Origin of the sequence: Halobacillus litoralis, assembly GCF_009856415.1 — a bacterium.
In the GTDB taxonomy this organism is placed as follows: Bacteria; Bacillota; Bacilli; order Bacillales; family Halobacillaceae; genus Halobacillus; species Halobacillus litoralis_C.
This window is the reverse complement of record NZ_WMEZ01000002.1, coordinates 837,483-860,389: the sequence shown is the minus strand read 5'-3', so window position 1 is coordinate 860,389 and position 22,907 is coordinate 837,483. Positions and strand designations below refer to the sequence as shown.

Sequence of the window (22,907 nt, the reverse complement as noted above, 5' to 3'; positions counted from 1 at the left end):
AGAGAGGAGTAAAGAGAGAATTACATCCAATAGCGAAGAATGCTCAGGGAGGAAGATTATGAAGGCATCATACATAACAGAAGAACATGAAATACTCCGTCAATCTTTACGGAAGTTTTTAGAAAAAGAAGCTTATCCTTATTACGATGAATGGGAAAAGGCAGGGGAAGTTCCCCGTGATTTCTGGAGAAAGCTTGGAGAACAGGGATACCTATGTCCTTGGCTCGATGAGAAATATGGTGGTTTTGGAGCAGACTTCGGCTATTCCGTTGTCATCAATGAAGAGATGGAAAAAGTGGGGACAGGACTGATTGGAGTCGGTTTGCACACTGACATTGTCGTTCCTTATTTAGAAACTTACGGGACCGAAAAACAGAAACAAAGGTGGCTTCCGAAATGTACGACGGGAGAATGTATTACAGCGATCGCGATGACCGAACCGGGAGCAGGGTCGGACCTTGCATCTATACGTACGACAGCAGTAGAAAATGAAAAAGGATTCACACTGAATGGTGAAAAAACATTCATCACGAATGGGATCCACGCGGATTTAGTTGTCGTTGTGTGTAAAACGGACCCTCATGCATCTCCAGCGTATAAGGGGATCAGTCTGATGGTCGTTGAAAGGGACACGCCTGGTTTTTCCCGCGGTAGAAAGCTCGATAAAATCGGCCTGAACAGCCAGGATACTTCTGAGCTGATTTTCGAGGATGCAGCCGTCTCTAAGGACAACCTTCTTGGTAAAAAAGGCGAGGGTTTTTATTATTTGATGAACCAGCTGCAACAGGAGCGTTTGATTGTCGGGATAGGGGCGATTGCAGCCTGTGAACGGATGCTTGAGTTGACGGTTGCATACGTGAAGGAGCGCAAAGCTTTTGGAAAGTCGATTGCTTCTTTTCAAAATACTCAATTCAAGCTCGCAGAACTTCAAACGGAAGTGGAAATCGGGAGGACATTCCTGGATCGAACGATTGAAGCGCACATGAACGGTGAGGACGTTGTGAAAGAAGTATCGATGTCCAAGTGGTGGACGACCGACCTTGTGAAAAAGGTGGCGATGGAATGTATGCACCTTCACGGTGGCTATGGCTATATGGAAGAGTATGAAATTGCGAGAAGGTTCCGTGATGCACCAGTCACTGCGATTTATGCGGGATCCAATGAAATTATGAAAACGATTATCGCCAAAAAGATGGGCTTAGTATAGGAGGAAAAGTTATGAATGAAGTCGTCATCGTAGAAGCAGTAAGAACCCCTGTGGGGAAAAGGAATGGAGGGCTCAGCGAAATCAGGTCGGATATCCTATTGGCAGATGTACTTAAAGAACTGGTCAATCGAGCTTCTCTCGATCCTGTAGAGGTGGAAGATGTTATCGCAGGTTGTGTGAGTCAGGTGGGAGAGCAGGCAGGAGATATCGCTAGAATTGCTGCTCTGACTGCTGGCTTTCCTATGGAGGTTCCTGGAGTAACGCTCGATCGCCAGTGCGGATCAAGCCAACAGGCGATTCATTTCGCTTCTCAAGCCATTGCTTGTGGGGACATGGAAGTCGTCATTGCAGGCGGCGTGGAAAGCATGTCACGAGTGCCGATGTTCTCAAACATGCAGGGCATATCTTTTAATGAACGTTTGACGTCAAAATACGAGATGATCAATCAAGGCCATTCAGCAGAAAGGATTGCAGACCAGTGGCAATTGAGTAAAGAAGAGCTTGATGCTTATGCAGCTGAAAGCCATCGAAGGGCACTGATGGCAATTGATGAAGGCCGGTTTGAAAAAGAAATTATGCCTGTGAGCACAGGTGATTCCAGTGTAATTAAAACAGATGAAGGTCCCAGGGCAGGAACATCTGTTGAAACCCTTGCCACACTGAAAACAGTTTTCAAGGAAAACGGAAAAATCACTGCCGGTAATGCGAGTCAAATTAGTGATGGAGCGGCAGCCGTCCTTTTAATGTCACGGAAAAAAGCGGAGGCCCTGGGGTTGAAGCCACGCTTTCGGATTGTCTCCAGAGCTGTTGTCGGTTCCGACCCTACACTGATGTTGACAGGTCCGGTTCCTGCTACGTATAAAGCCTTACAAAAAGCTGGACTGAGCCTTGAAGATATCGATCTTTTTGAAGTGAATGAAGCTTTTGCTCCTGTGCCTTTGTTTTGGATGAAAGAGACAGGCGTGCCGCATGAAAAACTGAATGTGAATGGAGGAGCCATTGCTCTGGGTCACCCGTTAGGTGCCACTGGAGCGAAGCTTATGACCACCCTCGTTCATGAATTAGAAAGGACAGAAGGTAAGTACGGGCTGCTTGCCATCTGTGAAGGACACGGAATGGCGAATGGCACAGTTATTGAAAGACTGGAGGGATAAGTATGGATGTCCATGAGGTTGTAGCGGTTGTGACAGGAGGAGCGTCAGGGCTTGGTGAAGCGACGGTAAGGAAGATTGCCAGAAATGGTGGCCGCGTAGTGATTGTTGACCAAAACGAAGAAAAAGGCGGAGCGCTTGCAGAAGAATTGGGCTCTTCTGTGCTGTTTGCCAAAACGGATGTCACTTCTGCTGAAGAAATTGAGCGCATGCTTCAAACGACTGTCGAAACTTTTGGGCAGGTAAACACGGTCATCAACTGTGCCGGCATCGTAACTGGTGAAAAAGTGGTCGGAAGAAATGGGCCCCATCGTTTGGAGTCTTTTTCTAAAATCATTGAAGTGAACTTGATTGGTACGTTCAATGTCATCCGTTTGGCAGCTGAAAAGATGCAGGAAAATGAGCCGAATGAATATGGGGAGCGAGGAATCATCATTAACACAGCTTCAATCGCTGCCTATGAAGGGCAAATCGGTCAGGCGGCTTACAGTGCGTCCAAAGGTGGCGTCGCCGCGATGACGATGCCGCTATCAAGGGAACTCGCCCGTCACGGCATCCGTGTAATGGCTATTGCACCGGGCTTATTTGAAACCCCTATGTTTGAACAGCTCCCTGAAGAAGCAAGGGATGCTCTTGGAAAAGCTACACCATTCCCTTCAAGGCTAGGTAAGCCTTATGAGTATGCGAAGTTAGCTTTAAGCATTTTAGATAACCCAATGCTTAATGGGGAGGTGATCCGTCTAGACGGAGCGATTCGATTGCAACCCAAGTAAATGATTGTCACTGCGGTATGCCCTATTACTTAGAAGGTAAGGAAAAAGGAAGGCGCACCTTTCTCTTTACACAGAAAAAACCTGTCTAAAGCACTCCAGTATTAGTACGTTCAGTAAGCTCTTGGTGGATCGAGCACGTTGGCTAATGGGATTTTATTAAAAAAATCAAAAGGAGTCGATGAGAAATGGGACCAACACTTAGGAGTATGTTTGAGCAGACGGTAGCGAAGTACACCGATAAAGAAGGATTGGTGGATCTACGCCTTGGTACACGCTGGACTTACGGGGAATGGGACCAGGAAGTGAACCGCACAGCGAATGCGCTGAAGGCCTCAGGGGTGGAAAAAGGGGATAAAGTATCAACGGTCCTTTTTAACACAGCTGAATATGCGACGGTGCTGTTCGCTTGCATGAAGATTGGAGCAGTATTCAATCCGGTGAACTTCCGTCTCATGGAAAAAGAAATCGAGTTCATTTTGAAAGATGCCGATCCGAAGGTGGTCGTGTTTGAAAAAGCGACGGCAGCTCACATCGCTCCGGTAGCGAAAGAGATGACAAGGATTGAGTTCTGGTCCATCGACGAAGAAAACTTGCCTTATGCCATGAACTATTATGAACGTATTGATGGAGTGACGACCGATCGACCAGTGTGTGAACTGGACGAGAACGATCCTTATGCTATCATGTACACTTCTGGAACCACTGGGCTTCCAAAAGGAGTCATCCATACGCATAGAGACATGGTCGACCAAGCGCTCATCATGACCGCTTGTTTGAGACTGACGGAAGATGACCGTGGACTGACTGTTGCTCCGATTTTCCATTGTGCAGAGCTTCATTGTGCGTTCTTCCCGAGAGTGATGATTGGGGCGACAAACGTTCTGCTGCACCATTTCGATGCACCTGAAGTAATTGGAACGGTCAGGGAAGAGCAGATTACATCCTTCTTTGCAGCTCCGACAATGTGGAACATGATGTTGCAAGAGGAATTTACTAAAGAGGATTTCCAGACATTGAGACAAGGTCTCTACGGAGGAGCACCAATGGCCCCTGCTTTGACGATGAAGCTGCATGAATCCTTAGGGGTCCAGCTCTTACAGGCTTACGGTATGACGGAGATGGGACCCGCAATCACCGCACTTACAGAGGAAGAACAAGTCACGAAAGCAGGATCGGCAGGAAGAGCGCTGTTGAACCATGAAGTGCGAGTGGTGAGGACGAATGAGCACGGGCCCGCAGAGCCTGAAGAGATTTGTAAACCGCACGAACTCGGGGAAATTATCGTACGAGGGCCCAGCATGATGAAGGGGTATTACAATAGGCCGGAAGCGACAGAAGAAGCCATGTACAAAGGTTGGTATCATACGGGTGATATAGGATCGTTTGACGAAGATGGATACCTCTGGGTCAGTGATCGCGTGAAAGATATGATTATATCAGGCGGCGAAAACATCTATTCAAGAGAAGTGGAAGACGCTTTGTTCGATCACCCCGGGGTCATGGATGCAGCCGTTGTCGGTGAGCCGGATGATCTGTGGGGCGAGAGGGTGGTCGCCTATATTGTTAAAAAGGACAGTGGAGTCACGGAACAAGAACTGGATGAGTTCTGTACGTCAGGGAATAGGCTCGCCCGATACAAGCGGCCGAGGCGTTATGAATTTGTAGATGAACTTCCACGAAACGCGAGTGGGAAATTGCAAAAGTTCAAGCTCCGGGAACGAAGCAAAACTTTATCAGAATAAGCACAGATTGAAAGGCTGCCGGTGACGACTGGCAGCCTTTTTTTGAACGCTTTTTCAGGAAAATGGTGCTACATTTCCCGGGCAATATTCGACAGGTTATTGAAGCAATTGTTTCAACTTTTTAATGGGCTGGTGGTCTCGGGCCACTTCATACATAGAAAAAGGGCAACCGAACTTAGCGATACGGGCAGGTACAGTATGAATCGTAAACGACTCCGGGCGCAAATCTTCCGTCACCTCTTCCCAATGAAGTGGCGTAGCAACGGTTGCCTTTTCAGTTGCTCTCGTTGAATAAGGGGCAATAATTGTTTTGCCTTCTGCATGTTGGACATAGTCAATATACAAACGATCTCCACGCTTTTTCTTCAATCGTTCTATTGTAAAAAGGTCAGGTGCTTCATTAACGAGGAGTGTGGCCAACGTTTCCGTTATTTTCCTTGTTTCCTCATAGCTTAAGTCTCCTTCAAGGATAGGGATGTGTATCTGCATGCCTTTATTACCGGAAGTTTTGACAAAGCTTTTGACTTCAAGCTCATCAAGAAGATGCTTTAATAAACGGGCAGCCGTAATCGCCTTACTGAAGTGATCCCGGTCTTTTGGATCTAAATCAAGAACAATTTCATCGGGCCTTTGACCACCGGCCTTTTCAAACGGGACATGGTATTCCAATGCTCCCTGATTGGCAAGCCAAAGAAGTGATAGAAGTTGATCACAAATGATAAAAGGCTCCCCATCCTCCATCCACATTTTAAGAAAATCGGGCGCGTGGTCGGGGAAGTGCTTTTGGTAAAAGGACTCTTCGTATATGCCATCGGGGTAACGGATCAGCGTTAGCTTCTTTTCCTGTAGGAAAGGGAGGATGTGGGGAGCTATTTGCCTGATGTACACGAGGAAATCCTGTTTAGCAATCCCTTTCCATAAAGGCTTAGCCACATTGGTCGGTTCAAAATTGGCAGGAAACAAGGAAAGGTTCCACTGTTTCTTAGATTCTGTGCAATCTTCAGGAGTAAGATCAAACCGGAACTGATGAAAGAGAGGTTCACGAAGTTCCCCTTCCTCAGCGCTGAGACAGTGCACATCTACACATGTGCTGGGCTCAATATGCCAGGTCCCTTTTCTCTTCTTCCCATTTTCTTTAAAAAATGTACGGAGGGTTTCGCTTTCCTCATCTGTTAAACCGTGTTTGAACTTTCCGAGAGAGGTTGAGCTGTCGTCCTTGTAGTAACCAATATCATAATACCCATTCTCAGCGTCGTACTTCTGTAAAAAGCCGGTGACTGTCCTCCATTGTTTCCATTTCAACCATTGTCTTCCACGTTCACCAGGCTGATACTTGCTCTTTTTCATTTTCGCAATGATCCCCTCAGCCATGTGCAGTTCAGCGATAGTTAGAATTTCCTCTATTTCCTCATATATATCAATACTTCTAATTTGGGGATGCTTAAGCTTTCCTAGAAGATTGTTCATGTTTTCTTTTCTTTTTAATAGAGGAATCGCTTTGTTTTCTATTTTGTCAAAAGCTAAGAAGGTAGCAGGTCTTTGTTTAGAAGAAGCCTGTATTTTTTCTTTATTCCGCATTCTTCCTCTTGTTTGTAATGCCTCGAAGTTTGCCTGGTAAGGAGTGTTCAATAGGACTAGCTCGCCATCAAGCGTAAAAGGAAGAAGCTTATTAGGGATTTCCACCTGAACAATCTCAGGAAAACGGTCGCTCAGGTCTTTCCCATTCCGGCTCCAGAGCTTGATCCCCTTATCGCTTGCTTCCAAAATGGCTCTAAACCCATCATACTTCACTTCATATACCCACTCCTCGCCCTCGGGGAGTTCCGTCGTCCCTGTCAAAAGCATCGGCTTCATCTCCACCAACTCCTTTCAATTCAGCTCTCTTAAACAAAAGCTCCCTATTCTTGAAGACTCAGTTTCGAGACTTTTGTTGAGTGGATGGGGGCTGCGGGGAATAGCTCGCTTTCCGCGGGAGCGCGGTGAGCCTCCTCGGACTGCGTCCTGTGGGGTCTCACCATGCACTTTTTTCCCGCAGGAGTCTCGCCATCCCCCTCCGCCCCTTTGCCATATTCAGTGTCTCGAAACTACTACTACGAATAGCGGAGTTCCCAAGCTCTGTCGAAATGCAAAAGTCTGCGGATCCCCTATTGAAATGCTGTTAAAGCGCGCTTTATGACTCCTGGACAAGGAGGTTGGAAGAAGCTCCTTCTAAGTGTAGGGGTTCGTTTTTCACACTCATCGAATGGGGTGGTTGGGAAGCTGCGAGACTCCCGTGGGAGAAGGAGATAGGCGAGATCCCGCAGGACGCAGTCCGAGGAAGCTCGGCGCTCCCCCACAGGAAAGCGAGTTGCTTCCCAACCACCCCTGACGCTTAACTCAGCAACGAACCCCGAAACATCTCGAATCCAAGTCTTCCACAATACTGCCATTTTGTTGAATAGGTTGGGCTTTTTTATGTAGTTTATCCATGGATGAGAAACATATTTTTCGAAGATCTCGTGAAACCTATAGGAAAAAGGAGTGGTCGGTATGCACACGATGTGGAAAGGGACCATCAGCTTCGGATTAGTGAATATTCCGGTGAAACTGCATGCAGCAACAGAGAACAAGGATATTAAACTGCGTCAGCTTCATGAAGAATGTAAATCACCGGTCGAATATGAGAAACGTTGTCCGGTATGTGAGCGGGAAATTGAGAGTGAAGAAATCGTCAAAGCTTATGAATATGCGAAGAATAAGTTTGTTGTTTTAGATAAAGAAGACCTGGAACAATTGAAAAAAGAACAGGAAGACAAAGCGGTGGAGATCATCGATTTTGTGAAGTTAGAAGAGATCGATCCAATCTATTTTGAACGGAGTTATTTCATCTCCCCAAGCGAAGGAGGGTCAAAAGCTTACAGCCTACTTCGTCAGGCGCTCGGAGATACCGAGAAGATCGGGATTGCTAAAATCATCATCCGCTCCAAGGAACAACTGGCGATTGTCCGGGTGTATGAGAATACGCTGGTCATGGAAACGATTCATTATCCTGATGAGGTCAGATCTGTTCAGGATGTGCCGAATGTTCCGGAAGAAACGGAATTAAGCAAGAAAGAATTGAGTACGGCTGTTACGTTGATCGATCAGTTAACGGCTGAATTCGATCCTGAAAAATATAAAGATGAATACCGAACAGCACTTATGGAACTGATTGAAGCGAAGAAAAACAATGAAGAAGTTACGACGGCCAAAGATAAGCCGAAGCCGGATAATGTGACGAACTTAATGGATGCTTTGGAAAAGTCGTTGGAGAAAACGAAAGGGTCGAAGAAGAAGAAAACAACGAAGAAAAAGACGACAACATCTGGCAAGAAAAAGACTTCCTGACAGGGTTTCATCGTCTATAAACCCTCCATATGTAGTATAATGGAATGTAGAGGATATCATTAAAGTTCGGAGGGATTGGATGACCGTACGTTCCGAGGAAGAAGTCGAATTACTTATGCGCCCGGCCTTGGCTTCTCTTGCTGTCGAGGGAGACCGCTTGAGTAAAAAGCAGAAATTGCTTGTGAAAAAGTGCCTGACAGGAGAGATCTCTCATGAGGAGTTCGTCACACGGGCGTTGGAACTGGCTCGTCATGCCTGACACGAGGTACGGGAATGAAAAGTCGAAGTATTGTTATCCGGGGTCAAACGTTTTAATTAATCATTATGATATTAAGGATGAAAAACAATTGACAGCCTTGGAGACGATGTTTACAGCCCAAAGGCTTGCGGAGCTTCAATCTACCCCGGTTGAAGGGGATTTCGACTTGCGTCATTTACAGAGGATCCATGCGCGGCTATTTTCAGATCTTTACCCGTTTGCTGGAGAAATACGAACAGAAAACATTACGAAGGATGGATTTTCTTTTGCTCAAGCCAGGTTCATTTACGATGCGGCTGAGCCCATATTTCAACAGTTGATGAGAGAAGATTGGAAAAGGATGAACAGGGTCCTGGTTGTAGAGAAATTGGTTTACTACATGTCAGAAATTAATGTTCTCCATCCTTTCCGAGAAGGGAATGGGAGGAGTTTGCGGGAGTTCATTCGCATCTTAGCATTGGAAGCGGGGTACCATCTGGATTGGTCAGCGGTACCGCCTGAGGAAATCTTTCAAGCCAGTGTTCAATCTGTCAAAGATGTGCGTCCACTTGCTCAAGTGATCAGTCGTTCCTTATCTACTTATCAAAAACCTTCAGCATAAAACGAAGCTGGAGGTTTTTTGCATGAAGATAGAGGATTCCACCTGAATGAAGGTCCATTCCACGAATGTCTATTCTATCTGTCTCCTTTTTCTGGATTTCGCTTGTTTTGCTTTCATTTGCTTGCAAACCCGATTTGATGAACACACAAAAAAAGCGTAGCCTGAGTCGTATGCCAATCATGCATGCAAACTTAGGAGGTCTTTAATACTTATGTGTGGGATTTTCGTGACACAAGGAGAGATGAGTGAAAAACAAATGAATGAGGTGCTGGAACTGCTTTACCATCGTGGTCCAGATGAAGGAAAGTCAGTGGTTACCGATCGTGTTCATCTTGGGCACCGCCGCTTATCGATCATCGGACTTGAGGATGGCATCCAGCCGATTCATAACGAAGATAAAAAACGTTGGATCGTCTGCAATGGTGAGATTTACAATTATGCCGCCATTAAAGAGTCCTTAGCGAAGGATGTCTCTTTTCTCACAAAGTCGGACAGTGAAGTGGCTCTGAAATTAGTCGAAAAACAAGGGCCAGAAGCTATTCATCAACTTGATGGCATGTTCGCGTTTTTCATCGCAGATGAGGACAACGGTTCGTTTGTCGTAGCCCGTGATACGCTTGGGATCAAGCCGCTTTATTACGGAAAAGATCGCGACGGGCAGTATGTTTTTTCATCGGAATTGAAAGCAATCGAATCTTTTGTGGATGAGGCGAAAGAGTTTCCTCACGGCCATTATTTCACACCGGAACATGGTTTTGTATGCTACCGGAAAATCCAGTCCCCGCAGAAGTCTTACACAGAACATGAGATGACTGAAGTGTTTACTTCTATAAAAGAAACCATGAACGAAGCGGTTCGAAAAAGACGGATGGCAGATGTTGAAGTAGGCGTACTGCTTAGTGGTGGTTTGGACAGTAGTTTGATTGCCGCCATCGCTGACCAGCAGAAGGAAGGGGACAAGCCTTTAAAATCCTTCTGTGTGGGAGCTGAAGGCAGTGCAGATATTATCAACGCTCGTACGGTTGCTAAAGCGCTTGGCACCGAGCATTATGAATATATTTATACAGAAGAAGTATTAATTGAGGCTGTTTCAGATGTCATTTATCACCTGGAGTCTTACGAGCCTTCCCTTGTGCGTAGTGCGATCCCAAATTACTTTGTGTCTAAACTCGCATCCCAACACGTAAAAGTGATTTTATCTGGAGAAGGAGCCGATGAATTATTCGCTGGATATGCGTATATGGAAAAATATCAGGATACCGCATCCATGAACAAGGAGATCATTCGTGTATTGAATACTCTTCACCACGTTAATCTGCAGCGAGCCGATCGCATGAGCATGGCGCATTCCATTGAACTTCGTGTGCCATTTCTCGACTTGGATGTTGTGGAAAATGCCCTGCAGATCCCTGCCGGCTTGAAAGTTCACAAAAAAGACCGCATGGAAAAATGGCTGCTTCGAAAAGCATTCGATGGTATCATTCCTGATGAAGTATTATGGCGTAAGAAAGCGGAATTCTCAGAAGGAAGCGGTGCATTGGACTTGCTCGAGCTTCATGCTGAAAGAACAATTACAGATGAAACATTTGAAAAGGTGCAAGCCGAAGCACCTGTTGATCTACGATCCAAGCAGGAAATGTTCTATTATCAAATTTTCAGAGACCATTTCCCAGAAGAAAAAATGCTCCACACCGTAGGCAAATGGGCTACAGCATAATTAGAAAGAACAGATGCACTCGGCATCTGTTCTTTTTTTTACCTTTTATTATCAAACGGTACACGCCAAAAAGTGGCGCATAACACCACATATAACCGCTTAGCTAGAAGATTCCCTCAAATCCCTAGTGAAAATTATTATCTCTTTAAAATTAAGGGGTTGTTCCACTATAATTAAAATAACTGAAAATTCAAAAACTGGTTTCCATAAACTTACTACAAGGGGGACGTTAGGAATGACCGTTCTTTCTTTTAAAGAGGTTTGGGAAGCGAAGAAGCGTATCTCTTCGTTTGTTCAATCCACTCCTATCCTGTACTCAGAACCACTTTCCGAGCACACAGGAGCTCGTGTTCACTTGAAGCTTGAGCATACCCATCCTACAGGTTCATTTAAGCTCAGAGGGGCTGCCAATAAGATTTTATCTCTCACAGAGGAGGATCTGAAAAAAGGGGTGACCACTTTTTCAACAGGGAACCATGGCATCTCTGTCGCTTATGTTGCGGCAGAGATAGGTATTCCTTGTACCGTGTGTATATCGAATCGTGTTCCAAAGGCAAAGGTGAATCGTCTTGAAAAGTTGCAAGCGTCTGTGGAAGTCGTCGGCAGCAGCCAAGATGAAGCGGAAGAAAGGTGTGCTGAACTGGAAAGAGACGAAGGAATGACGGTAATCAAACCTTTTGATGATCGGGAAATCATTGCCGGTCAAGGTACGATTGCGCTTGAAATCATGGAGCAGTGTCCTGAGGTCGATGAAGTGATCATTCCCTTGTCTGGTGGTGGATTGTTGTCGGGCATTGCTTTTGTGATGAAATCAATAGAATCTTCTATACGAGTGACAGGTGTGACGATGAAGAAGGGAGCGGTCATGCAGGAAAGCCTCGCGAAGGGGAAGCCTGTCACTCTAGAGGAGTCTTATACCTTGGCAGACAGCCTCCTTGGAGGAATTGGGACCAAGAACCGTTACACATTTCCAATGACGAAAGCTTATATGGACAAGGGAGTGCTTTTGGAAGAGGCGCAGATTGAAGAAGGACTGATCTTTACCCTTGAGCATCATAAGATGGTTGTGGAAGGAGCGGCGGCAACCGGGATCGGGCATGTGCTTCATTGTAATGATCTACGCGGTAAAAATGTCGTTGTCGTCATGACCGGAAACAATATCGACCATGATGTGGTCACAAGTCTTTTGGCTAAATTGTAGGTGGGGGAGGAGTGGAGATGGGGGTTGCTGTGGAGGAAGTCTTAAAACTTCCCGTGCTCGAAAAAGCGAAAGTGCAGACGGATATGTATCATCGCCAGGTGGACTGGATTTCAGTGATTGAAACACCTGTAGAGAACTTTGTAAGAAACAATGAATTTGTGTTAAGCACAGGGGTTGGGTGTGGGGATGATGTAATAGCACTTGAAGAATATGTAGAGGACGTCATCCGCTCGGAAGCATCTGTGCTGGCCTTTGCCACAGGGCGTCATCTGTATAAAATTCCGGATCGGGTGTTAAAACTCGCGGAGAAACATGAGTTGATCGTGATGGAAATACCATGGGAGGTAAGGTTCGGAGATATTTTACAGGACGTTTTACGGTTGATCAGTGAGGAGAACCGCCAGGAGCAGCAACGGACGGAAGAGATACGACAGGAGTTGATCAACTGTGTCCTGAACGGGAAAGGGCTGCAGGAGATCACATCAATCATCTACCAGAACACAGGCATTCCGACGGCCATCAGTGATCATAACAAACAGATCCGGGCGAATCAGTATTTTGATCGATATTACATCGATGTCTTGAATGGGCATGAGCTTTCACAGGATGGCATCCTTGTAGAAACGGAAATGGACAGTGATCACCCGCTCCGCCATTACATTGAAACTTATGAAATCGGTGATCAGAAATGCTACCAGCTTACCATTTTATCGAACTATAAGAAACAGGGATATATCCTGTTTAAGCCTAAGGAAGAAAAGGATTTAACGTGGGTAAACCTTCACATTTTGGAGCATGCGCTTACCGCTTGTGCGCTATATTTTGTAAAAGAAAACGCCATTGAAATGACTGAAATTAGACTCAAGGATAACTTTTTGCTGGATTTAGCCAAGCAGGAAAGGGAGATGGACAGAGCTCTTTTATCAAAAGCGCAGCTGCTTGGTTATGACTTGGAGAAGCCTTACATTTGTCTCGTCGGCCACATCCGTTTCGTACAGCCGGAGGAGGAGCGCACCTCTTCAACGGTGCACCAGGTCAAGTCGTCATCAATCAACAGTCGAAATTATTACATTCAGAAGGAAGTCACCCATGCAGGAGATGCACTGCACAGGAGGACGATGACAACGTTTGATGAAGGGGAGGTGATCGTTTATTTGGAAACGGATCGACCGGATTACGGGGAAACCGCGAATCAGTTTCTCGATCTGATTGAGCGGAGGCTTCATGAGTTATTGAAAGGGATTACGATCAGTTGGGGGATTTCCTGTCATAAAGGCGGTTATCAGGTTTTTCATAAAAGCTATGAAGAGGCAGAAACAGCACTGAAAATCGGTCAGCAGCATGAAGAAGGGGAGCGGACGTTTTTCAGTGACACGAGAATGAACCGCCTGCTTATGGCGCTGTCCCACGAAGAAGAAATTGGAGCCATTGTGTCGGATACACTGGAGAAGCTGATTGATTATGACCAGAAACGGCAGACCGAACTGATTCATACGTTTATGATCTACAACAAATACAACAGCAATGTCAGTCAGACGGCCCGTGCCTTGAATCTGCACCGTCAATCTTTACTGCATAGATTGAGAAACATTGAGCATTTGACCGGACTCTCTCTTCTCAATGCAGACGATCTTTTTTTGCTGGAGTTGAGTGTAAGATTATGGCTTCTGAAAAAAGTCGATGCATAGAGCGCTCCCTTGGGATGGCGCTCTATTTTTCATCTTTGACGGTCGTTTTCCATTCGCCCTCATTTGTCCCGCGTCGATCCAGCTTGACGGTCCACTGGTCGGATTCTTCATCAAAAGAAAGCAGAGAAACAATCAGCACATCGGCCTTTTCTGGTTCTTTTTCAGATAATGCAGTAGAGAGAGCTTCAGAAGCTTTTAAATCTGCTCCCTGGACTTCGCTCATTTCAAGCTCCTGGACTTTTTCAGCTGTGGCTTGTTCAGGGTAGGACTCTGCAATATCCCCGTCTACCCACACCTCGACCTGTTTGCCGACCCATAGACCTTCAGGAGCTCCGGAGACCCACATCGCCCGTCCTTCATCCCCTGACCCATCAACCATCGGTGTGACAACCAGGATACTGTCCTCATCCTGATCCATGACAAATCCGCTCATGTCCGGATCGGATGCTTCTGCTTCCACTTCATTCTGGTCTACTTCTTCTGTCTCTGAAAGTCCACAGGCACTGAGGAATAAAACAAAAGCTGTCAACATACCAAGCATCCACCTTATTTTCATCATTCCCACACTCCTTGTCTATTAATGTTGACGTTTGAACGGGAGGAAAAGTTTCACATGACAGAAACATCCAACTTTGTTATGATGAAAATCACCAAGCGAATAAGTTTATGAAACTACTAGGGGAGCCTGAATGGGCTGAGAGGAAAGCGAGCAAGCTTTCTGACTCTTACGAACCTGATCTGGTTAATACCAGCGGAGGGAAGTAGTCAGACGATACGTGTATCGACTTACTGCATACCAGGCCAGGTCCTCTAAGGATCTGGCTTTTTTATATGGACCCATTCAGCTCCTGTACAGAAAGGTGGTGAAAAATGAGAAACACAAAATTAATCACAACGATGGCTGGGCTTGTTGCCATTGGTACGCTTGGGGCTCAATTTCTCTAGTTTCCGGCTGGAATTGCGAAAGCTTATCCTGTTCAGCATGCGGTTAATGTGATCGCGGCGGTGGTGCTTGGACCCGTCCCGGCGGTCATGATTGCTTTTGTCATCGGGCTGTTACGTTTGTTATTAGGTCTCGGCACCTTTCTTGCTTTTCCGGGCGGAATGTTTGGTGCATTGTTGGCAGGGCTTTGTTACCGAATGTATGAAAGAAAAAGGTCTGCGGTGATTGGTGAAGTTCTAGGCACTGGAGTCATGGGGGCTTTGGCATCTGTACCGATTGCACACGTCTTAATGGGAAGTACAGCTGGTGTTTTTGCGTTTGTTCCTTCTTTTGTCGTAAGCAGTGTCTCGGGGGCTTTCATTGCTGCCTTCATTTTATCACGAGTGAAAGTTGAAAACATGATCTTACAACCATAATACACGGAAACTGCTAGGGGCGCGAGTATTCGCTGAGATAAGGAGACATTCCTTGGTCCCTCAATACCTGATCCGGGTCATGCCGGCGGAGGGAAGTAGTAAGAATCCCCTTCTGTCCTCTAGTAGCTTCCGAGAATAATAGGAGGCTCCATCATGTCTTTTTCCAATCAATTAAGAAAAGAAAATCAGGATATCTATCAAAGTATTTTTTCCCATCCCTTTATCCAAGGTATTGGAAAAGGGGAGGTTCCAAAAGAAGCATTAATTCACTATATCAAGGCTGATTATGAGTATTTGAACGCTTTTATGCACGTCTATGGAATTGCCATTTCCAAATCTCAGGGAAGGGATGATATACAGCTGTTCAATGAACAGATCGATTTTGTGCTGAACAGCGAAGTCCATCCTCACAACAACTTTTGTGAACAGATTGGCGTTTCCTATGAAGAACTGCAAGGATACCCATTGCCGCCAACCGCTGATCACTATATTAAACATATGTTATTTCATGCCCATCAAGGAGGCATCGGAGAAATATTAGCCGCCTTGCTTCCGTGCCCGTGGACGTATTATGAAATTGGAGTCGAGCTGATGAACGGTTATCTACCAGGGCCTGATCATCCCTTCTTCCCGTGGATCGAGTTTTATGCCGATGCGGAAGTGAAGGGTCTGACAGCGGTGTTATGTGAGAGGCTTGATCAGTATGCGGAACGTGCGTCGGAATCGGAAAAGCAGCGGATGAGAGAAGCCTTCCGTAAAAGTTGTCAGCTGGAATATGCCTTCTGGGATATGGCATACACACAAGAGCGATGGCCTTGTGAAAAGGAGGGTGTGAAATGAGAAAAGTATCGTGTGCGTTGACGATCGCTGGTACTGATCCAAGTGGCGGTGCCGGAATTCAAGCAGATTTGAAAACCTTTCAGGAGCTGAAGAGTTACGGCATGAGCGTTGTGACCTCAGTTGTTTCTCAAAATACGACAGGAGTGAAGGGTGCTCACCACCTTTCAGAAAACTTCCTTCTGAGTCAGCTGAAAGCTATTTCTGAGGACATGCCTGTTCATGCACTGAAAACAGGCATGATTGCTAATAAGAGTATGATGAAAGTCATCAGTGAATGGTTGGGTGAAGTGGATGCTCCTTACGTCATGGACCCTGTCATGGTTGCCCAGAGTGGAGATCCGTTGATTGAAAAAGAAGACCAGCGTTATTTGAAAGAGTATCTTGTACCAAAGACATCGCTTGTCACTCCCAACATTCCTGAAACAGAAGTGCTTGTCGGAGGAGAGATTAAAACAGAAGCAGATATGAAAGAAGCTGCCGAAGTGATCGTGAGAGACTTAGGTGCGGGTGCGGCCCTTGTCAAAGGTGGCCATCTCAATGGGAGAGCGGTTGATTTTTTATATGATGGTAAACGATTCTATGAATTTGAATCAGAACGCATAGATTCTCCAAATACGCACGGCACAGGGTGTACCTATTCAGCAGCCATTACGGCTTATCTCAGTCAGGGACACGCTCTGCCGCAAGCCGTCAAAGAAGCGAAATACTTTGTAACAGAAGCCATCCGCCACTCCTTCCATTTAGGAAAAGGAAGCGGACCGACCAATCATTTTGCTTTACGTGAGGAGGTTTTCAACCAATGGTTGTAAATATGATCAATCGAGTGAGAGAACAACGCCCATTGATTCATCACATCACGAATGCGGTGGTCATGAATTTTACAGCAAACGGACTTCTTGCCTTCGGGGGATCACCGATTATGGCCAATGCCAAACAGGAAGTTGCAGACGTCACACGATTATCTCAAGGGCTTTTATTGAATATAGGGACGCTTCATGAAGACCAGGTGGAAGCGATGATTCTTGCCGGAAAAGCGGCCAATGAAATCGGCATTCCTCTCGTCCTCGATCCTGTTGGGGCTCCTGCAACCCGCTATCGTTCAGATGCATGTCAGCGGATCTTGCAGGAGGTGAAGCCGACCGTCATTAAGGGAAATGCGGGAGAACTCGCCCATCTTGTCAATCAGGATGTGGAAACGAAAGGCGTAGATTCTACAGGAGAAGCTGATCATGAAGCCATCGTTCGTCTAGTAGCGGAGAAATATCAGACCGGAGTCGTCTGTACAGGAGAAAAGGATGTTGGATGTATGGAAGACGAGGTCTTCGTCAACGAAACGGGCCACCCTTACCTTGCTCAAATTACAGGGTCCGGCTGTTTATTGGGTTCCTTGCTCACAGCAAGCCTAACAGTCGAAGGAAATCCTGAAGATCATCTCATGGCAACACTAAGCCATTATGGCCGGGCGGCGGAAGAAGCAGCGGCTCACCCTGATGTCGAAGGACCTGGGACGTTCATTCCAAGATTTATAGATGCTTTAGCTATGGAGGTTGAAACATGAAAGCTTCTATCCTTAGAAAATACTTCGTTATGGGCAGCCAAAACTGTAACAAAGATCCATTGAGTATTTTGGATGAAGCGATCGAAGCTGGTATCACGTGCTTTCAATATAGGGAAAAAGGTGAAGGCGCTCTAACTGGAGAAGCGAAGTACAGCCTCGGTCATAAACTCCGCCAACGTTGTGCGGAAGCGGGCGTTCTATTTATCGTCAATGATGACGTCGAACTTTTTGATGTGCTTAAGGCTGATGGCATTCACGTAGGGCAGAGCGATCGGAGTGTGAAAGAAATTCGTTCAAAATATCCGGATACGATCATTGGATTATCGGTATCTGATCGTACAGAATTGGAACGGAGTCCGGTCAATCTTGTCGACTATTTAGGTGTTGGACCGATGTACAGGACAACCACAAAAAAAGACGCCAACCCTGTAGCGGGCCCTGAATGGGTAAAGACCGTCAAACGAGAGTATCCAAAAATGCCTGTTGTCGGGATTGGTGGCATTCATCCTGAAAATGCTTCTAAGGTGATGGAAGCGGGGGCGGATGGTGTCGCCGTCATATCAGCTATTACACAGGCAATAGACATATCTGCTGTTGTAAAGGGTATATGAATTAAAAGGAACTCATGCCAGCCATGAGTTCCTTTTTCTTTATCTAATGGTTTTCTTGGTTTGCAGACTGTCCCCGGGCTGAAGGACAGGAATTTCAATGTGGACGGTATCTGGATACTTTATTCCCGCCCCCGTATTGAGTACAACCACTTCATCCTCTGCGGTAATCCAGTTTTCTGCTCTTAACTTTCTGGCAGCAGCAAATGCCGCAGCTCCTTCTGGACAGACGAAAGCCCCTTCTTTTTGTGCGATTCCTTTTTGTTCTTCCAGAAGTTCATAATCGCTGACGGCTACCGCACATCCGTGAGTATCATATAAAGCATCAAGGACGAGGAAATCCCCAATCGCTTTCGGAACATTGATGCCGAACGCAATCGTTTCTGAATTCTTCCAGAATGATGATTCCCTTTGCCCTTGCTGCCATGCTTCCACAATTGGAGCACAACCTTTGGATTGAACAGCTACAAGCCTCGGCATCCGGTCTTTGGAAATCCAGCCGAGCTCCTGTAATTCTTTCAGTGCTTTATGAATGCCGATCAAACCGACGCCGCCACCTGTCGGATAGAGAATGACATCCGGAACATTCCATCCTAATTGTTCGGCTATTTCCAGCCCCATCGTTTTCTTTCCTTCAATTCTGTACGGTTCTTTTAATGTGGATACATCGTAGAGCCCGGATTTTTCTACAGCTTCCGCCACGATTTTACCCGCATCGCTGATGAGTCCATCCACGAGGAAAAGGTTGGCTCCTGATAACGCACATTCATTCCGAGTGATTTTCGGAGCGTCTACGGGCATGACGATGGTCGATTCCATCGATGCTCTTGACGCGTATAGAGACCAGGCGGCTCCTGCATTGCCATTGGTCGGCATGGCGAGTTCTTTCACTCCCAGTTCCTTTGCTTTGGATACGCCGACCGCAGCTCCTCTCGCTTTGAATGATCCGGTAGGGATGATGCCTTCATCTTTCATATGCAGTTTACGGATGTTCATATCTGTCTGAAGAGTGGGGAGGGGGATCAACGGACTCATGCCTTCTCCCAAAGAAGTTTTGTATGTAGGGTCCTGGAGTGGTAGGAGTTCATGGTAACGCCAGAGGTCGGGGGTTCTCTCTTTCAGATGCTCAGGAGACCACACTTCTTTCAGTTTGTCTAGATCATAGCTTACGAGTAAAGGAGATCCACATGTACATAGATGCTGAGGTTCGCTTGCTTTATAGGTTTCCTGACATTTCGGGCAGTACAAATGAGATAAGTAACTGTATGTCATCTTCATCATCCTCCTTCTTTTCAGTTATTCGTATCTTAACATAAGAACTTGAATGAGAGGTTCATGGCGACATTGTATTAAGGACATCTTCAAAACTTCATACACTTTTTACATTACAAGAAAAAATATCTTTGAATACAATGAAAGTACAGTCGTTTAAAAATTCAGATAACTATTGCGGAGGGGATGAAATGGTTCTTCCTTTTGACATTTTAGAGTATCACCAGCGTTTGCAGAAAACGAAGAAACGTATGGCTGATCAAGGAATTGACGTGCTTTTGATTACAGACCCGGCAAACATGAATTACCTTTCTGGTTATGATGCCTGGTCTTTTTATGTGCACCAAATGCTTGTGATTATCATTGATGAACCGCAGCCGCTTTGGATTGGTCGTTACCAGGATGCAAACGGTGCACGGGTGACGACGTGGATCTATGATGAGAATGTCATTGCTTACCCGGACTACTACGTTCACTCAGATGTTTATCACCCGATGGATTTTATCGCAGATATTCTGCTTCAGATCGGTCAAGGGAAAAGGAAGATCGGCGTTGAGATGGATCATTACTACTTTACGGCGAAAGCCTTGGAAAGATTGAAAAGGGGGTTGCCGAACGCCACCTTCGAGGATGCGACCCTGCTTGTGAACGGTGTCCGAATTGTTAAGTCTGATCAGGAAATCGAGTATATGAAAAAGGCGGCCCAAATTGCGGACCTTGCGATGACTAAGGGAGTGGAAAGTATTTACCCAGGCGTCCGGGAGTGTGATACAGCGGCCGAAATTTACTATCACATGGTCAGGGGGACTCCGGATTTTGGTGGAGAATATCCGGCTATTGTTCCACTGCTTCCGACCGGGGATCATACATCCATTCCTCACCTTACATGGTCAGACCGTCCTTTTGTAAAAGGAAATGCTGTCATCGTTGAACTGGCCGGGTGTTATAAACGTTACCATGTTCCTCTGGCCCGTACCGTTTCCATCGGAGAACCCAATGAAAAAATGAAACAAGTCGCTCCGGTTGTGTTGGAAGGTATTCAGGAAGTTCTCGAATTTGCAAAGCCCGGGGTGACCTGTGGAGAACTTGAAGAAGTGTGGAGAAAGAGCATTAAGAAACATGGGTTTGAAAAAGAAGCCCGTTTAGGTTATTCCGTCGGTCTCAACTATCCACCGGATTGGGGAGAGCATACAGCGAGCATTCGAAGAGGGGATCCAACTGTACTGAAGCCGAACATGACGTTCCATTTAATCCCGGCGTTATGGTTCGATACGGACGGGATCGAAATCAGTGAAACTTTCAAGGTAACAGAAACAGGCAGTGAGCGTTTCACCACTTATCCGCAGGAGTTAATCATACGTGATCATATGGATTTGAGCGGCCAAATCAGCTGAAGGGGGTATGGAAAATCAGGCTCTTTGAACGGAAAGACATTGAAAAAGTGATTCGTCTTGATACCGACCTTGTGGGAAAAATCGAAGCAGCCTTCACCTCGCTGGTGGAAAAAGAAACGACGATGCCACCGATCATGCGTGTGGATGTGCCGGATCATAATGGCGAAGTGGATATCAAATCCGCCTATATCAAAGGCGAAGACAGTTTTGCGGTGAAGCTGTCTTCTGGATTTTTCAATAACCCAGACCTAGGCCTTCCGAGCGCGAACGGGTTGATGATTCTGATCAATAGTCGTACAGGAGAGCCACTCGCGGTGTTGGCTGATGAAGGGCGACTGACAGATTTAAGGACGGCAGCCGCCGGAGCTGTGGCTGCAAAATACGGCAGCAGGGAAAACAGTCGGATGGCAGGCATCCTTGGGACAGGGGCTCAAGCTCGTCTTCAGCTGCAAGCACTTATGCTGGTTCGTCCGATTGAGCAAGTGTTCGTTTATGGAAGAAATGGTGAAAAAGCCGTTCAGTTTAAACAAGAGATGGAACAGAAAACAGGTCTTCATCTGACGGTATGTGATTCAGCTGAGCAAGTCGTGCGAAAAAGCGATCTTGTAGTAACGACGACACCGTCCAAAGAACCGTTGATCTATGGTGACTGGGTGAGGCCGGGGCTTCACATCACGGCTATGGGCTCAGATGCAGAGCACAAGCAAGAATTGGATGCCTCTGTCATTGAGAAAGCGCACGTCATGGTCTGTGATGTGAAAGATCAGTCCGTCCGTTTGGGAGAGTTGCGTTCGTCACCGGAGCAGCAGGAACGTGCGATAGAACTTGGAGAAGTGACAAGTAGAAGGCGTTCTTTCCGACAATCAGATGATGAAATTACGATTTGTGATTTAACAGGAACAGGTGTCCAAGATACAGCGATTGCAAGGCATGTGTACCATCGACTATTAGCTTGGGAGGGCGTTAAGGATGAAAGACGCGAAGTTTAGCACCAAATCAATATGGGCCGGTGAGAAAGAACAACTCGCTTTCGGAGCGACGCAAGTGCCTGTCGTTCACAGTGTATCCTTTGGTTATGACGACATGGATGAATGGTATGAAGTAGCCGTCGGAAATAAACCGGGTCACATTTATGGACGAAATACAAATCCAACCGTTCAGGCTTTTGAAGAGAAAATCCGTATTTTAGAGAATGCAGAAGCGGCCACTAGTTTTTCAACAGGGATGGCGGCGATCAGTAATACCCTCGGTACACTGCTTTTCCCTGGAGACCGGGTGGTATCGATTAAGGATACGTACGGAGGAACGAATAAGATTTTCACAGAATTTCTCCCTAAACAGCAAGTGGAAGTCGTCCTGTGTGAAACAGGGGATCATGAGGCATTGGAAGCTGAAGTGGCTAAGGGATGCAAGGTGCTTTATTTGGAAAGCCCGACAAACCCGACGGTGAAAATCACCGACATCAAGCGGATGGCTGCTGCCGGCAAGGCGGTAGGGGCGACGGTTGTAGTTGATAATACGTTCGCCACGCCAGTCAATCAAAACCCGCTGGATCTTGGGGCGGACCTTGTCGTTCATAGTGCGACGAAGTTTTTAGGTGGTCATGCCGATGCTTTAGGTGGAGCTGTATGTGGCAGAAAGAGCTTAGTCGAAGCGATTTATCACTATAGAGAAATTAACGGGGCGACTCTTGATCCAATGGCCGCTTATTTACTATTAAGAGGCATGAAGACACTGAAGCTTCGAGTGGAACAGCAAAACAAAAATGCCGCAGCGATTGCGGAACACTTGAAAACCTTCGACCTCGTAGAAGGAGTTTTTTATCCGGGTCTTCCTTCTCACCCGAACCATCAAATTGCAAAACAACAAATGAACGGGTATGGCGGGATGCTCAGCTTTGCTGTAAAAGGCGGAGTAGCTACTGTCCGCGACCTTTTACCGAAGCTGCAATTCGCCAACCGTGCTGCCAACTTAGGTTCAGTGGAAACCGTTGTTGGACCTTCGAGAACGACGAGTCATGTGGAATGCACCCCTGCAGAGCGTGCAGCCATGGGCATTCCAGAAGGTTTGATCCGTTACTCCGCTGGCATTGAAGATATCGAGGACTTGAAAAATGACCTTTCACAGGCTTTCCAATCGTTACACACTTATGTGAAAAAGTGAGGAGGGAA

General features: G+C 46.3%; 21 protein-coding genes and 2 riboswitches. Of the genes, 18 read left to right on the top strand and 3 right to left on the bottom strand.

Annotated features, from left to right (window positions below):
• Window positions 1–58: 58 nt before the first annotated feature.
• From GLV98_RS09610 to GLV98_RS09595, 4 genes are all read left to right on the top strand, one after another.
• Window positions 59–1,207, top strand: coding sequence for an acyl-CoA dehydrogenase family protein (locus GLV98_RS09610; RefSeq protein ID WP_160914415.1), 1,149 nt, complete (start codon window positions 59–61; stop codon window positions 1,205–1,207).
• 11 nt (window positions 1,208–1,218) lie between these two features.
• Window positions 1,219–2,361: a thiolase family protein gene (locus GLV98_RS09605; protein ID WP_160914414.1), complete on the top strand. Its 1,143-nt coding sequence runs from the start codon at window positions 1,219–1,221 to the stop codon at window positions 2,359–2,361.
• 2 nt (window positions 2,362–2,363) lie between these two features.
• Window positions 2,364–3,131, top strand: coding sequence for a 3-hydroxyacyl-CoA dehydrogenase (locus tag GLV98_RS09600; protein ID WP_160914413.1), 768 nt, complete (start codon window positions 2,364–2,366; stop codon window positions 3,129–3,131).
• A 185-nt stretch (window positions 3,132–3,316) separates the two neighbouring features.
• On the top strand, window positions 3,317–4,873 hold the full coding sequence (locus GLV98_RS09595) for a fatty acid--CoA ligase (RefSeq protein WP_160914412.1): 1,557 nt from the start codon (window positions 3,317–3,319) through the stop codon (window positions 4,871–4,873).
• 96 nt (window positions 4,874–4,969) lie between these two features.
• On the opposite strand, the gene ligD is transcribed toward GLV98_RS09595, so the two are convergent.
• Window positions 4,970–6,727 carry a DNA ligase D gene (ligD, locus tag GLV98_RS09590; protein ID WP_160914411.1) on the bottom strand — a complete coding sequence of 586 codons (1,758 nt, stop codon included), beginning with the start codon at window positions 6,725–6,727 and terminating at the stop codon, window positions 4,970–4,972.
• 675 nt (window positions 6,728–7,402) lie between these two features.
• On the opposite strand from ligD, the gene GLV98_RS09585 reads away from it, so the two are divergent.
• The 6 genes from GLV98_RS09585 to GLV98_RS09560 all read left to right on the top strand — a co-directional run bounded on the left by GLV98_RS09585 (window position 7,403) and on the right by GLV98_RS09560 (window position 13,705).
• The gene (locus tag GLV98_RS09585) at window positions 7,403–8,239 is read left to right on the top strand and encodes a Ku protein (protein ID WP_115823132.1); all 837 of its coding nucleotides are present in this window, start codon (window positions 7,403–7,405) and stop codon (window positions 8,237–8,239) included.
• Window positions 8,240–8,318: 79 nt separating this feature from the next.
• Complete coding sequence (locus GLV98_RS09580; RefSeq protein WP_089654689.1) at window positions 8,319–8,498, top strand: hypothetical protein; 180 nt, start codon at window positions 8,319–8,321, stop codon at window positions 8,496–8,498.
• The gene (locus tag GLV98_RS09575; protein WP_237417078.1) at window positions 8,452–9,099 is read left to right on the top strand and encodes a Fic/DOC family protein; all 648 of its coding nucleotides are present in this window, start codon (window positions 8,452–8,454) and stop codon (window positions 9,097–9,099) included. Before GLV98_RS09580 ends, GLV98_RS09575 begins: the two co-directional genes overlap by 47 nt.
• 211 nt (window positions 9,100–9,310) lie before the next feature.
• Window positions 9,311–10,816 (top strand): asparagine synthase B, encoded by a 1,506-nt coding sequence (asnB, locus tag GLV98_RS09570; RefSeq protein WP_160914410.1) that lies wholly within the window; start codon window positions 9,311–9,313, stop codon window positions 10,814–10,816.
• Between the two features lie 235 nt (window positions 10,817–11,051).
• On the top strand, window positions 11,052–12,017 hold the full coding sequence (locus tag GLV98_RS09565; RefSeq protein WP_160914409.1) for a threonine/serine dehydratase: 966 nt from the start codon (window positions 11,052–11,054) through the stop codon (window positions 12,015–12,017).
• Window positions 12,018–12,034: 17 nt separating this feature from the next.
• Complete coding sequence (locus GLV98_RS09560; protein ID WP_160914408.1) at window positions 12,035–13,705, top strand: PucR family transcriptional regulator; 1,671 nt, start codon at window positions 12,035–12,037, stop codon at window positions 13,703–13,705.
• A gap of 22 nt (window positions 13,706–13,727) precedes the next feature.
• On the opposite strand, the gene GLV98_RS09555 is transcribed toward GLV98_RS09560, so the two are convergent.
• The gene (locus GLV98_RS09555) at window positions 13,728–14,261 is read right to left on the bottom strand and encodes a DUF3221 domain-containing protein (RefSeq protein WP_160914407.1); all 534 of its coding nucleotides are present in this window, start codon (window positions 14,259–14,261) and stop codon (window positions 13,728–13,730) included.
• A gap of 111 nt (window positions 14,262–14,372) precedes the next feature.
• Window positions 14,373–14,482, top strand: a riboswitch (TPP riboswitch).
• Between the two features lie 180 nt (window positions 14,483–14,662).
• On the opposite strand from GLV98_RS09555, the gene thiW reads away from it, so the two are divergent.
• The 5 genes from thiW (at window position 14,663) to thiE (ending at window position 18,073) form a co-directional block, all read left to right on the top strand.
• Complete coding sequence (thiW, locus tag GLV98_RS09550; RefSeq protein ID WP_337193739.1) at window positions 14,663–15,064, top strand: energy coupling factor transporter S component ThiW; 402 nt, start codon at window positions 14,663–14,665, stop codon at window positions 15,062–15,064.
• Between the two features lie 5 nt (window positions 15,065–15,069).
• Window positions 15,070–15,175, top strand: a riboswitch (TPP riboswitch).
• Window positions 15,176–15,217: 42 nt separating this feature from the next.
• The gene (gene tenA / locus GLV98_RS09545) at window positions 15,218–15,904 is read left to right on the top strand and encodes a thiaminase II (RefSeq protein ID WP_160914406.1); all 687 of its coding nucleotides are present in this window, start codon (window positions 15,218–15,220) and stop codon (window positions 15,902–15,904) included.
• Window positions 15,901–16,713, top strand: a complete 813-nt coding sequence (gene thiD / locus GLV98_RS09540) for a bifunctional hydroxymethylpyrimidine kinase/phosphomethylpyrimidine kinase (RefSeq protein ID WP_160914404.1) — start codon at window positions 15,901–15,903, stop codon at window positions 16,711–16,713. The genes tenA and thiD overlap by 4 nt, the downstream gene beginning before the upstream one ends.
• A complete protein-coding gene (gene thiM / locus GLV98_RS09535; RefSeq protein WP_160914401.1) occupies window positions 16,704–17,462 on the top strand; it encodes a hydroxyethylthiazole kinase in 759 nt (252 codons plus the stop codon). The genes thiD and thiM overlap by 10 nt, the downstream gene beginning before the upstream one ends.
• On the top strand, window positions 17,459–18,073 hold the full coding sequence (gene thiE, locus GLV98_RS09530; RefSeq protein ID WP_160914399.1) for a thiamine phosphate synthase: 615 nt from the start codon (window positions 17,459–17,461) through the stop codon (window positions 18,071–18,073). Before thiM ends, thiE begins: the two co-directional genes overlap by 4 nt.
• A gap of 39 nt (window positions 18,074–18,112) precedes the next feature.
• On the opposite strand, the gene GLV98_RS09525 is transcribed toward thiE, so the two are convergent.
• Entirely contained in the window at window positions 18,113–19,342 is a 1,230-nt protein-coding gene (locus GLV98_RS09525; RefSeq protein WP_160914397.1) for a threonine synthase, read from the bottom strand.
• A 191-nt stretch (window positions 19,343–19,533) separates the two neighbouring features.
• Here GLV98_RS09525 and GLV98_RS09520 point away from each other — a divergent pair, with 191 nt between their 5' ends.
• The 3 genes from GLV98_RS09520 to GLV98_RS09510 are packed head-to-tail and all read left to right on the top strand — an operon-like array spanning window position 19,534 to window position 22,899.
• Window positions 19,534–20,736 carry a M24 family metallopeptidase gene (locus GLV98_RS09520; RefSeq protein ID WP_160914547.1) on the top strand — a complete coding sequence of 401 codons (1,203 nt, stop codon included), beginning with the start codon at window positions 19,534–19,536 and terminating at the stop codon, window positions 20,734–20,736.
• A 47-nt stretch (window positions 20,737–20,783) separates the two neighbouring features.
• Complete coding sequence (locus GLV98_RS09515) at window positions 20,784–21,725, top strand: cyclodeaminase (protein WP_337193735.1); 942 nt, start codon at window positions 20,784–20,786, stop codon at window positions 21,723–21,725.
• Window positions 21,706–22,899: a cystathionine gamma-synthase family protein gene (locus GLV98_RS09510; RefSeq protein WP_160914395.1), complete on the top strand. Its 1,194-nt coding sequence runs from the start codon at window positions 21,706–21,708 to the stop codon at window positions 22,897–22,899. Before GLV98_RS09515 ends, GLV98_RS09510 begins: the two co-directional genes overlap by 20 nt.
• Window positions 22,900–22,907 lie beyond the last annotated feature (8 nt).

Bases quoted from the DNA above. Each gene is read 5' to 3' on its own strand.
- GLV98_RS09610 (WP_160914415.1), top strand. From the start codon at position 59: ATGAAGGCATCATACATAACAGAAGAACATGAAATACTCCGTCAATCT.
- GLV98_RS09605 (WP_160914414.1), top strand. From the start codon at position 1,219: ATGAATGAAGTCGTCATCGTAGAAGCAGTAAGAACCCCTGTGGGGAAA.
- GLV98_RS09600 (WP_160914413.1), top strand. From the start codon at position 2,364: ATGGATGTCCATGAGGTTGTAGCGGTTGTGACAGGAGGAGCGTCAGGG.
- GLV98_RS09595 (WP_160914412.1), top strand. From the start codon at position 3,317: ATGGGACCAACACTTAGGAGTATGTTTGAGCAGACGGTAGCGAAGTAC.
- ligD (WP_160914411.1), bottom strand. From the start codon at position 6,727: ATGAAGCCGATGCTTTTGACAGGGACGACGGAACTCCCCGAGGGCGAG.
- GLV98_RS09585 (WP_115823132.1), top strand. From the start codon at position 7,403: ATGCACACGATGTGGAAAGGGACCATCAGCTTCGGATTAGTGAATATT.
- GLV98_RS09580 (WP_089654689.1), top strand. From the start codon at position 8,319: ATGACCGTACGTTCCGAGGAAGAAGTCGAATTACTTATGCGCCCGGCC.
- GLV98_RS09575 (WP_237417078.1), top strand. From the start codon at position 8,452: ATGAGGAGTTCGTCACACGGGCGTTGGAACTGGCTCGTCATGCCTGAC.
- asnB (WP_160914410.1), top strand. From the start codon at position 9,311: ATGTGTGGGATTTTCGTGACACAAGGAGAGATGAGTGAAAAACAAATG.
- GLV98_RS09565 (WP_160914409.1), top strand. From the start codon at position 11,052: ATGACCGTTCTTTCTTTTAAAGAGGTTTGGGAAGCGAAGAAGCGTATC.
- GLV98_RS09560 (WP_160914408.1), top strand. From the start codon at position 12,035: ATGGGGGTTGCTGTGGAGGAAGTCTTAAAACTTCCCGTGCTCGAAAAA.
- GLV98_RS09555 (WP_160914407.1), bottom strand. From the start codon at position 14,261: ATGAAAATAAGGTGGATGCTTGGTATGTTGACAGCTTTTGTTTTATTC.
- tenA (WP_160914406.1), top strand. From the start codon at position 15,218: ATGTCTTTTTCCAATCAATTAAGAAAAGAAAATCAGGATATCTATCAA.
- thiD (WP_160914404.1), top strand. From the start codon at position 15,901: ATGAGAAAAGTATCGTGTGCGTTGACGATCGCTGGTACTGATCCAAGT.
- thiM (WP_160914401.1), top strand. From the start codon at position 16,704: ATGGTTGTAAATATGATCAATCGAGTGAGAGAACAACGCCCATTGATT.
- thiE (WP_160914399.1), top strand. From the start codon at position 17,459: ATGAAAGCTTCTATCCTTAGAAAATACTTCGTTATGGGCAGCCAAAAC.
- GLV98_RS09525 (WP_160914397.1), bottom strand. From the start codon at position 19,342: ATGACATACAGTTACTTATCTCATTTGTACTGCCCGAAATGTCAGGAA.
- GLV98_RS09520 (WP_160914547.1), top strand. From the start codon at position 19,534: ATGGTTCTTCCTTTTGACATTTTAGAGTATCACCAGCGTTTGCAGAAA.
- GLV98_RS09510 (WP_160914395.1), top strand. From the start codon at position 21,706: ATGAAAGACGCGAAGTTTAGCACCAAATCAATATGGGCCGGTGAGAAA.